The sequence below is a fragment of the Sphingomonas sp. PAMC 26617 genome, assembly GCF_000242835.1.
Taxonomy (GTDB): domain Bacteria; phylum Pseudomonadota; class Alphaproteobacteria; order Sphingomonadales; family Sphingomonadaceae; genus Sphingomonas.
This window is the reverse complement of sequence record NZ_JH594425.1, coordinates 1-12,445: the sequence shown is the minus strand read 5'-3', so window position 1 is coordinate 12,445 and position 12,445 is coordinate 1. Positions and strand designations below refer to the sequence as shown.

General features: G+C 67.1%; 10 protein-coding genes and 1 pseudogene. 6 read left to right on the top strand and 5 right to left on the bottom strand.

Features of this window, described 5'->3' with window-relative positions; translation table 11 throughout:
• Positions 1-562: pseudogene (locus RH91_RS00055) on the top strand (hypothetical protein); the annotation flags it as partial.
• A 146-nt stretch (positions 563-708) separates the two neighbouring features.
• Positions 709-1,206, top strand: a complete 498-nt coding sequence (locus RH91_RS00050) for a TlpA family protein disulfide reductase (protein ID WP_010160401.1) — start codon at positions 709-711, stop codon at positions 1,204-1,206.
• Here RH91_RS00050 and RH91_RS00045 read toward each other — a convergent pair.
• Positions 1,184-3,127, bottom strand: coding sequence for an energy transducer TonB (locus tag RH91_RS00045; protein WP_010160400.1), 1,944 nt, complete (start codon positions 3,125-3,127; stop codon positions 1,184-1,186). The genes RH91_RS00050 and RH91_RS00045 overlap by 23 nt on opposite strands.
• Positions 3,128-3,241: 114 nt before the next feature.
• A complete protein-coding gene (locus RH91_RS00040; RefSeq protein ID WP_010160399.1) occupies positions 3,242-5,023 on the bottom strand; it encodes a putative bifunctional diguanylate cyclase/phosphodiesterase in 1,782 nt (593 codons plus the stop codon).
• A 299-nt stretch (positions 5,024-5,322) separates the two neighbouring features.
• On the opposite strand from RH91_RS00040, the gene RH91_RS00035 reads away from it, so the two are divergent.
• A complete protein-coding gene (locus tag RH91_RS00035) occupies positions 5,323-8,196 on the top strand; it encodes a TonB-dependent receptor domain-containing protein (RefSeq protein WP_010160398.1) in 2,874 nt (957 codons plus the stop codon).
• Positions 8,197-8,248: 52 nt separating this feature from the next.
• On the opposite strand, the gene RH91_RS00030 is transcribed toward RH91_RS00035, so the two are convergent.
• Entirely contained in the window at positions 8,249-8,440 is a 192-nt protein-coding gene (locus RH91_RS00030; protein WP_010160396.1) for a hypothetical protein, read from the bottom strand.
• A gap of 215 nt (positions 8,441-8,655) precedes the next feature.
• On the opposite strand from RH91_RS00030, the gene RH91_RS00025 reads away from it, so the two are divergent.
• On the top strand, positions 8,656-9,087 hold the full coding sequence (locus RH91_RS00025) for a hypothetical protein (protein ID WP_010160395.1): 432 nt from the start codon (positions 8,656-8,658) through the stop codon (positions 9,085-9,087).
• A gap of 99 nt (positions 9,088-9,186) precedes the next feature.
• Positions 9,187-9,465: a DUF3297 family protein gene (locus RH91_RS00020; RefSeq protein ID WP_010160394.1), complete on the top strand. Its 279-nt coding sequence runs from the start codon at positions 9,187-9,189 to the stop codon at positions 9,463-9,465.
• Between the two features lie 46 nt (positions 9,466-9,511).
• Here RH91_RS00020 and RH91_RS00015 read toward each other — a convergent pair whose 3' ends face one another.
• Complete coding sequence (locus RH91_RS00015) at positions 9,512-10,312, bottom strand: LytR/AlgR family response regulator transcription factor (RefSeq protein ID WP_010160393.1); 801 nt, start codon at positions 10,310-10,312, stop codon at positions 9,512-9,514.
• Complete coding sequence (locus tag RH91_RS00010) at positions 10,309-11,433, bottom strand: sensor histidine kinase (protein WP_010160392.1); 1,125 nt, start codon at positions 11,431-11,433, stop codon at positions 10,309-10,311. Before RH91_RS00010 ends, RH91_RS00015 begins: the two co-directional genes overlap by 4 nt.
• A 110-nt stretch (positions 11,434-11,543) precedes the next feature.
• Here RH91_RS00010 and RH91_RS00005 point away from each other — a divergent pair, with 110 nt between their 5' ends.
• The gene (locus tag RH91_RS00005; RefSeq protein ID WP_010160391.1) at positions 11,544-12,134 is read left to right on the top strand and encodes an HD domain-containing protein; all 591 of its coding nucleotides are present in this window, start codon (positions 11,544-11,546) and stop codon (positions 12,132-12,134) included.
• Positions 12,135-12,445 lie beyond the last annotated feature (311 nt).

Here is a 12,445-nt window from a genome sequence, read left to right as displayed (position 1 = left end):
CGCGGGCACGGCGGTCGCGCACGCCTCCGCCACGGTGCGGACGGTCACGCGGCGCGGGAGCGCGCGCAGGGCGGCGGCTGGGGCGGTGGCAGGGGCTGCCGCCGAGCACGTGGCGGAACCGCACGACGCCGACGCTGCCACCGGGGCCGCGCGGCAGGATGCGCTGGCGGCGACGCTCCACGATTTCGCCGGGGTGACGCTCGATGCGACCGCCGCCGCCGCGATTGCCGAGGCGGTCGAGGCCTGCGCGCTGCGGCGGCGCGCGGCGGATGCGCGGATCGCGCAAGGCGGGGACGATGCTATCGCGCAGCGGCTCGACGACAATGGCCCGGGGCTGGTCAAGGTCGACTGGCGCGACGAGCAGCATTGGGGGCAGCTCGAGCCGCCCTATTGGCGCGATGCCGCGGATGCGTTCGGGGATGCGGCGGCGTTCGACGACGTCGACGGGTCGGACGGGACGGGGATGGACCCGCGCTTCGTCCATGAACTGCCGTGGTCGCTCGCGGGGGTGGATCTGCCCGAGGCGCCGGGGGGCGCGGCTGGCGGAGACCCGGCGGACTGAGCGGGGCGGGGGCGCCGGCACGCCGCCCGACGGTTCGACCGCGCCTGGAACCAACGGCTTGCGCGACACGGCGCTTGTGGCTCTGCTACGGCGGTCGAGTCAGCGCGGGGGTGGATCGCCGGGGCGCGGTAGCGGGGGGAGCAGGGGTGCAGCATAGGATCGGTGCCGTCGCGGTCGTGCTCGCGCTTGCGGCGCCGCTTCCCGCGGCGGCCCCGGCGGGGGAACAGGCCCCCGCCTTCACCGTCCAGCTATACGGCGGCGGCGCGGTCGATTCGCGCAGTCTGGCGGGCCGGGTGGTGATCCTCAACTTCTGGGCGAGCTGGTGCGCGCCGTGCAAGCGCGAGCTGACCGAGCTCGATGCGGTGCTCGCGCATCATGGCAGCGCACGCGTCGCGGTGTTCGCGATCGATGCGGGGACGCGGACCGAGCCGCGGCTGCTCGACCGGCAGGCGGCGGCGATGCGCGTGCCCGTCGCGACCGGGATCACCGAGCCGTATCGCCCGCGCGGCGGCGCGGTGCCGACGACCTTCGTGATCGACCCGCGCGGGCGGATCGTGACGGTGCAGGCGGGCGCGTTCCGGCCGGGCGAGATCGCGCGGCTGGTCGATACGCTGCTGGGGGTCAGTCCGGCATCCGATAGATGACGTTCTGCGCCTGGCCGACGCAGCCGAGCACTTCGTTGCCGAGCGTCGGCGGCAGATAGCGGAACTGCGCGACCGCCCTTTCGGACGATGGCCCGAACACGAACGGCGGATAGGCGATCACGGTGCGGACGTCGGTGACATGCCCGTCCGCGGCGATGTCGAACGCGACGCGCGCGCTCCCCTCGAAGCGCCAGCGTTGCGCCTCGGCCGGGAAGGCGCTGTCCGAGATCGCGGTGTTCCGCGCGACCGGGCGGACGTCGAGCAGCGAACATTGCTCGGGCGTGATCCCGGCGGCGGCGAGCCGCTGGTCGGCGACCGCGGGCGCGCCGCTGCGCTTGTCGATCAGCGCGAGATGGAGCTGCGCGAGGCTGCGGATCGGGTCGTCCTGCGGAAGCGTCGCGGGCGGGGTCGCGATCACGGTCTCGAGCAGCGCGCGCGCGGGCGGAAGCGATCCGGCCGCCTCGAGCGCGAGCGCCTGTTCGGTGCGGAGCCACGCCCGCACGCGCTCCGCGCCGGGCTGCGTCTCGAACCTGGCGAGCACGGCGGCGAACCGGCGGGCCCTGTCCCCCTCGTAGCCGCTGCGCGTGGCGAAGCGCTTGCCGCCGCTCGATCCGGCGACCAGCGCAAAGGCGCGGACCTCGACGGGGGCGTTGAGCGAAACCAGCAGCGAATCGAGCGAGTCCTGCGCGGTCGCCCGGCTGCGTGGGTCCTTGGAATTGTAGACCGCGGCGAGCCCCTGCGGGATCGCGCCCGGGCCGGGCTTCTCGGGGTCGAACGCGGGGGAGACGACGTCCGGGTCGGCGTGGATTTCCGTCAGCCAGTCGCGCGTGCGCTCGCGGAACGGATCGATCAGCGCGAGCGCGGGCGGGCGCTTGACGCAGCGCAGCTCGAGCCGGACCGACTGGCGCCAGAACGCGTTGAGCTTGGCGACCGCGCTGGGTTGCCAGCGCCAGCCCTGCACGCTCGCGGCGAACACGCTGCCGAGCGGGCCGGGCTTGCTCGCAAAGACCGGGGTCGCGCCGATCACGCGGCCGTCGTCGCCGATCGCGAATTCGACCACCGCGACGTCCTGCGGCGCGATATCGCCGCCGCAGACCGGGAGGTCGCGGTCCGAATCCTGGAGCCAGCTGCTGTCGGGCAAATGCCCCGCGCCGGAATAGGTCAGATACTGCCGGACATTCTCCTGGTTGCCGAGCCGCGCATAGATGAGCGCGGCGTTGCCGCGGATGCGGACCTGGCTGATCGTGACCTGGGTCGTCGTCCGCCCGGTCAGGTCGAGCGCCTTTTCGATGAGCGCGGCGGCGAGCCTCGGCTGTCCGCGGTTGAGCTCGGCGACCGCGCGGATGCTGAGCATGTTGGCCTGGTCGGTCCTGGGCAATCCGGCGAAGCGCGGCGCATCGGCGCGGATCGCGTCGATCGTGGTGGCGGCGAGATCGGGTTGCTCGGTCAGCGCCGCCAGCGCGAGCGTGTAGCGGGTGGTCAGCGCCTCGGGACCCGCCGAACTGGTTTCCGCGGCGATCGCCTGTTGCAGCTCGGTGATCGCCTGCGCATTCGTCGCGCCCCCGAGGTGGAGGCTGCCCAGGAGGAACAGCGCGGTCGAGAGATCGTCGTCGCGCGTCACCTTCTGCGCGGTAAAGGCGCGGACCGACAGCGTTGCCTCCGCGATCGCGGGCTCGAACTCCCCGGCCCTATGCAGCGCATATGCCAGCCGCGCGCGAATCACCGCGGCCGATCGCGCGGTCGGCGGGATCCCCGCCAGCGCGGCGCGATAGGCGGTGACGGCGGTGGCGTAATCGGCCTTGGCGAATGCGGCCTGCGCGGCGTTGAACTGCGCCTGCGGGGTTTGCGCGGCGGCGGTGCCACTCGCCAGCGCGGCCGTGCCTGCTGCGAGAAAGAGCCAGCACTTGCCGATCCGTTGCATTGTATACCCCCGTTATCGAACCCCGAAGATGAGGCTATCAGCTTGAATTGGCGTGCGGAAGCGCCGCGAACGAATAAAGCGAAGCAGTGCCAAACCTGCCGTGGTGGCGCGCGGTCAGGCCGCGCGGTGCGCGGGTCGCGGGGTCGCGTTGAAGCGGCGGTACCACGTCGCGAACACGTCGGCGGCAAGCGGGCGCGCGTAGAAATAGCCCTGCGCCTCCTCGCACCCCATCGCCGCCAGCGCGGCGTCGACCGCAGCGGTCTCGACCCCCTCGGCGACGACCTGAAGCCCGAGCTGGCGCGCGAGCGAGATCATCGTGCGGACGAGGATCCGGTCGCGCGCATTGCCTTCGCCCATGCCGCGCACGAACGACTGGTCGATCTTGATGATCTGCGCGGGAAGCCGCTGGAGATAGGCGAGGCTGCTGTGACCGGTCCCGAAATCGTCGATCGCGATCCGCACCCCGATCGCGCGCAACGCCTCGAGCCGCGCGAGCCCGTTGTCGCCATCCGCCATCACCGCGCTCTCGGTCAGTTCGAGCTCGACCATCGCGGCGGGGACCTGGTGCTTGGCGAGCAGCAGCTGGAGGTTGAGCGCGAAATCCTCCTCCTCCAGATTGGCCGCGGAAATGTTGATCGCGAGCGGGACGCGCAGCCCGGCGACCTGCCACGCGCGGACCTGCGCCAGCCCGGTGTCGAGCACGAAGGCGGTCGTCGCGCGCGCGAGCGCGGTGTTTTCGATGACCGGGATGAATTCGGCGGGCGACACGTTGCCGAGCGAGGGATGGCACCACCGCAGCAGCGCCTCCGCGCCGATGCAGCGCCCGGTCGCGAGGTCGATGCGCGGCTGATAGGCGAGGCAGAGCTCGTCGTCCTGTTCCAGCGCGGTGCCGAACGCGCGCAGCAGATCGAAATTGCGCAGGTGCGGCCCATCCATCGCGGGCGAGAAGACGCCGATCGCGCCCTCGCTATTGCGCGCATCCTGCGCCGCGCTGTGCGCCGCGCGCAGCGCGTCGCGCGACCGCATCGTGCCGAGCGTCACCGGCGCGATCCCCGCGGTCAGTGTCGTCACGAAACGCGCGCTCGAGGAAACGACCGACGCCTTCATCCCCGCCTCGAGGATCGCGTGATAGGAATCGAGCGAATGCCCGGGTTCGGAGATCAACGCGAACTGGGTTTCCCCGACGTGATAGAGGGTTCGGTGCGTGCCGATCAGCCCGGCCACGGTCCGCGCCGCGAGTTTGACGAACTCGTCGATGAAGTTGGTGCCGAGAACGCGGATCAGGCTGTCGACCTGATCCCCGCGCGCCAGGTCGACCAGAGCGACGAAGCGCAGCTGGCCGGGATGCTCGCGCGCGAGATCGTCGAGATTCTCGAAGAACTGCAAGCGGTTGGGCAGTCCGGTGACCGGATCGGTGCGGCCCAGCGAATGTTGCATCTCGATCTGCGCCATCACCATCGCGGCAAGATCGCGGAGCGCCTTGATCTCCGGCTCGGTGGCGGTGCGCGGTTCGGTCCCGAGGACGCACAAGGCGCCGAGACCGTGGCCGTCCGCGGTGACGAGCGGGGCGCCGGCATAGAAGCGAAAGCCCTTCCGGCCGATCGTGCTGTCGGCATAGACCGGATCGGTGGCGAGGTCGGGGATGATCACCATCCCGGCGGTTTCCACGACTTCCGAACAGGGCGCGTCCGCGCGGGGCATGGATGGCTCCGCGACGCCGACGCGCGACTTGAACCACTGGCGGTCGCTGTCGGTGAGCGACACCGCCGCGACCGGCACGCCGAAGATCTGCGCGGCCATGCGCGTGATCCGGTCGAAGCTTTCGCTCGCCGGCGTATCCAGCAGGTTCAGTTGCCGCAAGGCATCCAGCCTCGCGACTTCGTGAGTCGTACGCATCGAGACACTCCGTTCGCTCGATCCTCTCCGCAAATGCCTGATATCGTTCAGGGGTTAATAGAATCATGCGGTCATCGCCAGCGCGACGCCGCGACCCCCGGAAAACGCGGATTTTCGGTCTTTGGGCCGGAATATCCCGGACCTCCGAGGGGCGGCGAACGGTGTATCCCATAAACCACAGTAGGGCCCCAAAACGGGACGATTTGGCGATCTTGCTTGTCATAAACAGAAACAATGTTTCAAATTAACGAAAGATATCAGGGGAAGATGTCGGATCGGCGTGAACAGGGGGAATAACCATGCGCGACAATACGATACGAAATATTCTGGGGACCACTGCAATCGCCCTCGTCACCGCGCTCGGCGCGCTGCCGGCGCAGGCGCAGACCGCGACACCGGTTGGCGCCGATACGGCGGCCGCCGCCGACGGGGATATCGTCGTGACCGGATCGCGAATCCGCCGCAGTCCGCTCGATTCCGACAAGCCCGTCGTCACCGTCGACCAGACCTCGATCGCGCGGACCGGGCTCACCTCGGTCGCCGATGTGCTCCAGCGGCTGCCGAGCGCGGCGGGCGGGCTGAACACCAAGACCAACAATGCCGGCAATATCGGCGGGCCGCCGGATGGCACCGGGGTCAGCTCGGGGTCGGCAGAAGTCGACCTGCGCTATCTCGCAGCCAAGCGGACGCTGATCCTCGTCGACGGGTTGCGCTTCGTGAACGGATCGGCGGCGGGGGGCATCCCCGCGTCGGTCGATCTCAACACGTTGCCGACCAACATGATCGAGCGGATCGAAGTGCTTCAGTCGGGCGCGTCGCCGCTTTACGGGTCGGATGCGGTGGCGGGCGTCGTCAACATCATCACCAAGCAATCGCAGGTCGGGCTCAAGGCATCGGGGCAATTCGGCACCTATCGCCAGGGCGATGGCCACACGCAGAATTACGAGGCGAGCTACGGCATCCAGAACAAGGCGAGCGGGACCTCGGTCGTGTTCGGCGGGAACTATACCAAGCAGGAGGGGGTGAGCACCGCCAACCGTGCGATCTCGCAATGGCCGACCCCGGGCGCGACGAGCTGCGCGGCAGGGGGCTGTTCGAGCGCGACGCCGAGCGGGCGGTATGACGTGCTGGGCGGGAGCTATACGCTCAATGCCCCCGTGATCGGCCGCAACAGCGTCTTCCCGACCGACTTCCGGCGCTATTCCTCGTCGACCGATAGCTGGAACTTCGCACCGTACAATTACCTGCTGACCCCGTCCGAACGCTATGGCGGGTTCCTCAACTTCAAGCAGGCGTTGTCGGATACGATCAATTTCCGCACCAAGCTGGTCTACACCCATCGCCATTCGACGACCGAAGCCGCGTTCCTGCCGCTGTTCGTCGGGCCGGATGCGGGCAACGGCAACCTGCTCGACACGATCTCGATCGACCGGACCAATCCGTACAACCCGTTCGGGGTGACCCTGTCGTCGGGCGCGGATGGGACGCCCGCCAATTACTCGACGATCCGCCGGCGCTTCGTCGAGGGTGGCCAGCGCGTCTTCACGCAGGACGTCGATACCTTCTCGGCAACGATGGGGCTCGACGGGTCTTTCCATGTCGGCGACCATAAATGGTATTGGGACGTCAACGGCGTCTACGGCTTGAACGATGCGCATCAGTTGTTCACGGGCAACGTTAACGCGGCGAACCTCGCGCGCGCACTCGGGCCGGTCGCCAATTGCACCGGGGATTGCGTGCCGTTCAACATCTTCGGCGGCGCGACGGTCGGCGGGGCGGGGTCAATCACCCCGGCAATGCTGAAATACGTGACCTTCGATGAACGCGACAAGAGCTTCCAGCAATTGTGGGACTTCACCGCCAACCTGTCGGGCGAGCTGTTCGACCTGCCGGCGGGCGCGGTCGGCGTGGCGATCGGCTACGAACATCGCGACCAATATGCGAGCTACGATCCCGACCCGCTGATCGTCGCGGGGCTTGGTGCGGACGTGCCGACCAGCCCGGCGCGGGGTGGGTTCAACGTCGATGAGATCTATGGCGAGTTGCGTGTCCCGATCCTCAAGGACCAGCCGTTCTTCAACCGGCTCGAATTCGACGGCGCGGTGCGGCATTCGAACTATTCGTCGTTCGGCAGCAACACCACCTTTACCGCCTCGGGGCTGTGGAAGCCGGTCGCCGACCTGCTGCTGCGCGGTGGCTATGCGGAATCGCTCCGCGCGCCGAGCATCGGCGAATTGTACGCGGGCCCGTCACGGTTCGATGCGACGATCAACGATCCGTGCACCAGCGCGGCGGGGGGCGCGTTCCAGACCAACGCGACCGTCCGGGCGAACTGCATCGCCAACGGCGTCCCGGCAAGCGGCAGCTATGCCGAGCCCACCGGCGGGCAGCTTGGCGTCTTCTCGCAGGGGAACACCGCGCTGCGCCCCGAAACCGCCAAGACCTGGACCGCGGGGGGCGTCTACAGCCCGTCCTGGGCACGCGGTTTCTCGCGCGCGCTCAGCCTCGAGGTCAATTACTACAAGATCGACCTCGCCAATGCGATCGACTCGGTGCCCGCGACGCTGACGCTCACGCGGTGCGCCTTCAATGCGGATCCGGTCAGTTGCGCAGCGGTGCGGCGCACCGGATCGGGGCAGATCGCGGGGATCAACGGACGGCTGCTCAACCTCAATGCGATCCAGACCGAGGGGCTCGACGGGACCTTCCTGTTCCGCTCGCCCACCGTTCGGGGCGGGACGATCGGGCTGACGGTCAATGCGGCGTATCTGATCAAGTACAACATCCTGCCGCCCGCCGATCTCGGCGCGCCGGTCCAGGAATATGCCGGGACCGAGCGGGGGAGCCCGGACCAGGCCTATCCGCGCGGCAAGGTCAACGCGACGCTCGACTGGTCGACGCGCAACTACGGCGTGTCCTTCACCGGGCGCTACATCAGCAAGGTCGACGAGCGCGACGGGATCCACACGATGGGCGCGACCTTCTACGGCGATGCACAGGTCTATGTCTCGCCGTCGTGGATGGACAATCGCTGGCGGCTGACGCTCGGGGTCAACAACATCTTCAACAAGGCTCCGCCGCAGTGCTTCACCTGCGACAGCGCCAATTTCGACCCCACGACCTATGACCTGCCGGGGCAGTTCGGCTACGCCCGGTTGTCGTACGGCTTCTGATCGCGAGATTGTTTCGTTCCCCCGGCGGTCGCGCCGGGGGGCGTTGCGAGGCTCAGCGGTGGAACAGCACCATCACCGCATCAAACAGCGTCGCCCCTGCGAGCGGACCGACGAGCAGCATCACCAGATTGAAGCCGATGATCCACGTGGTCAGCGTTTCGGCGCGTTTGGACATGCGCGGCGGCGCGGGCTTGGGTTCCCACGGTTCGGGCGGCGGCCAGCCATTCTGGAAATCTACGAACATCCGGCGACTCCGTTTCGGGTGTTACTGTAGCGGAAACGTTCGGTAGCGCACAGTGGCCCCATTGACGGGCGTGCGCGGCGGCGTCGCCAAAGTGAACGCCCGCTAAACGGTGTATTCCGTGTCGGTTAAGGCCGACTCCGGCATCTCTTGCAACACGCTAGCCCCCCATGCGTTTGGTTGCGGACTGAGGGCCTGCTGGATTGAGGAGATTGGACATGAACAGCTTTTTGAAGAAAGCCGGTCTCGGCCTCGCGCTCGCCGCGACTGCATTGACCGCGGCGGCACCCGCCGACGCACAGCGCTGGCGTGGCGGTGGCTGGCACGGCGGCTATGGTGGTTACGGTGGCTATCGCGGCGGGTATCGCGGCTATAACAACGGTGCGGGGACTGCCGTCGTTGCCGGGATCGCCGGACTTGCGATCGGCGCGGCGCTGACGTCGAACCGGAACGACCGCTACCGCGACGATTATTACCGCCAGCGCGGATATCAGCCCTATTACGACGACGGCTATTACCGGAGCCACGGCTATTATCCGAACGACGGCTATTACGCCTATCGCTCGCAGCGCGACTGGGGCCGGTGCTGGGTGGAGCGGCGCTATGATCGCTATTACGACGATTACGTCCGGGTCCGCGTCTGCGATTGAACGCTGACGGGCGCGGAAGTTGAAAGACGGGGGCTGAAAGACGGCGCGGGCTTAGGTCCGCGCCGTTTTCGTGTCTGGCCTATTGCTGCGTTTTGCGTCATGAGCGCGACCATCATGACCGACACCGATCTCCCCCCCGACCGCCTCTCCTCCAACCCGCGCAGCCCGTTCTTCGACGAGGACAAGCTGGCGCGCGGGATCGGAATCCGCTTCAAGGGTGCCGAGCGCACCGACGTCGAGGAATATTGCCGCTCGGAAGGCTGGATCCGCGTCGCGCTCGGCAAGAAGGTCGACCGGCATGGGCAGCCTCTGACGTTGAAGCTCTCGGGCGAGGTCGAGGCCTGGTTCGAGCGGCCGGCCGAGGGCGCAGAGGGCTAAACTCTTCTTCTCAAGCCCCTCCCCTGAAGGGGAGGGGAGCTTTCAGTTAGTGCACGAAGCGCGCGACCACGTCGCGATACGATCGCGACACCTTCACCTGGGCGTTCGACTGGAGCACCAGGAAGCATTCGCCATTGGTATGCGGCTTCACTTCCTTGACCAGGTCGAGGTTGACGATGGTCGAGCGATGCACCCGCTGGAATCGGCGCGGATCAAGGCGCTTCTCGAGATCTTTCATCGTCTCGCGCAGGATCAGCGTGTTGTCGCCGGTGTAGATGCACATGTAGTCGCCCGCGGCGTCGATCCGCTCGATCGTGTCGACATCGACCCGGAAGATCTGCCCGCGATCCTTGATGTTGATGAGCTTCTCGAAGCGGTTGGCCGACACCTGCTCGCCGCCGTCGGTGAGGTTCTCGACCGAATCGGGCGCGATTTCGGCGATCACTTCCTTGAGCCGGTCGACCTCGACCGCGCCGCGCTTCTCGGACAGGCGCTGGCGGACACGGTCGAGCGTGTCGGCGAGGCGGCTCTCCTCGACCGGCTTCATCAGATAATCGACCGCATCCGTTTCGAACGCCTTGAGCGCGTGGTCGGAATAAGCGGTGACGAAGACGAACAGCGGGGGCTCGACCTCCATCAGCCCCTGGACGACCGAGAAGCCGTCGAACCCCGGCATCTGGATGTCGAGGAAGACCAGGTCGGGCTTGTGCGTCTTGATGCTGCGGATCGCCTCGCGGCCGTTCTGGCAGGTGTCGATGATCTCGATGTCTTCATGCGCCGCCAGCCGGAGCTGAAGCCCCTGGGTGGCGAGTTTCTCGTCGTCGACGAGGATGGTTCGGATCGTCATGCGGCCTCTTTCTTCGGTTCCTCGAGCTGGAACGGGATTTCAATCTCGACCCCGAATCCGCCCCCCGGGATCGATCGTGTCTCGAACTTGTGGTCCGGCCCGAACGCTTGGGCCAGTCTCTCCCTGATATTGGCAAGCCCGACCCCGGTGGAAAGGGGTTGGCTCGCGGAAACGCTTGTCCGAGCCTTGGCTTCGTTCAACCCGGGACCGGTGTCGGATACGACGATCTGCACCCGATCCCCGTTGAGCCGCGCGCTGACGCTGATATCCGCGCCATCTTCCTGGGGGGTCACCGCGTACTTGATGGCGTTTTCCACCAGCGGCTGGAGCAGCAACGAGGGCAGCCGCGCGCGCGCGGCGCGCGGGTCGACCTCGAAATGCGGGCGCAGCCGTTCCTCGAATCGCATCTTCTCGATCTCGAGATACAGCTTCAGCGTCTCGAATTCCTGCTGCACCGTGACATGCGCGGTCGGCTCGTTGGCGAGCGTGTAGCGCAGGAAGGCGGACAGCCGCCCGAGCATCGCATTGGCGCGCTCGGTTTCCTTGAGCAGCACCAAAGTCGAGATCGAATTGAGCGTGTTGAACAGGAAATGCGGGTTGAGCTGATAGCGCAGCATCGCGAGCTGCGCCGACGACGCGGTGTTCTCGAGCGTGGCGAGCTGGTCGATCTGTTCCTCGACGATCAGATAGAAATTGATCCCGAAATACAGCGCGGTCCACCCCGCGAGCACGGTGAAGTTGAGGAAGATCGTGCCGAGCACGAGGCTGACCGTCAGCCCCGGGGTCGAGGATTTGATGAACGAGAAGGAGAAGGCGTCGAGCACCGCGTAGAGCAGGGTGGCGACCGCGAGTGTCGCGATCGTCAGCAGCGCCATTGCGAGTCGCGGCTGGCGGCGGTACATCTGGTACAGCGTCGAGAGCAGCAGCGTGATGCTGTAGCCGACGATCGATTCGATCACGACCGGGATGATGACCGAGACTTCGCTGGCGTTGGAGACGCTCGAGACGCCGCGCAGGATGAGATAGCCGGTCCAGCCGGCCGCCTGCAGCGTCCAGAAGGCTCGGCTCTTGTCCTCGAAGAACGGCCGCGAGAAGACGGTGGGCTTTGTGGTCAGCGGCATGGCGCGCGTTCTAGCCCGGCTGGCGGGAAGCGCAAAGCGCGCTATGATCAGGGCACGATGCCGCGCGGCAGATGCGGCCCGTACCCTTGGAAAGGATAGCCATGAACGACATGCCCGAGCGCGCGCAGTTCACCGCGATGGAGCACGGCACCCAGGCCGACTGGCGGATCATCGGGTCGCATTTCGGCGATTTCGCCAAGACCTTGCCGGGACGCGTGCTGACGCATCTCAAGCTGCTCGATGGCGACTACGGCGGGTTTCCGGTCGACCGGCTGCAACATTCGCTCCAGACCGCAACCCGCGCGCATCTGGATGGCCGCGACGAGGCGTATGTCGTGATGGCGTTGCTCCACGACATCGGCGACACGCTGGGGACGTATAACCACCCCGAGATCGCCGCCGCGATGCTGCGGCCATTCGTTTCGGAGGAACTCCACTGGATCGCCAATACGCACGGCGTGTTCCAGGGCTATTATTTCTTCCATTACATCGGCGCGGATCGCGACTTGCGTGAGGCGTATCGCGGGCATCCGCATTTCGAGGCGTGCGCGGAATTTTGCGAGAAATACGACCAGGCGGCGTTTGACCCCGCGTTCGAAAGCGCGCCGCTGTCGTTCTTCGAGCCGATGGTCGGGCGGCTGTTCTCGCGGCCGATCAATTCGATCTATGCAAAGGCGGCGGCTGAGGCGGGGGCGTTTTAGGCGAGGCGCAAGCCTTCCGTGCAGTCCCAGCTTCCGTTCGGGCTGAGCGAAGTCGAAGCCCTGTGCGTTGCGCAGGCCCTTCGACTTCGCTCAGGGCGAACGGGGGGCGGCATAGTGGCGGGCGCACCGCCCTTTCCAGGCAAAAAAAAGCCGCCGTTCCCGAAGGAACGGCGGCCAGTTGATCCAGGAAGCTTCGGAACGCGGCTTAGAAGGTGAAGCGCGCGCCGAGGCGGATCGTGTAGAGCGACTGCGTGATGTTCAGCGCGGCTTCGTTCGGAGCAACGAACGACGAGTAGCGATACTGAGCGCAC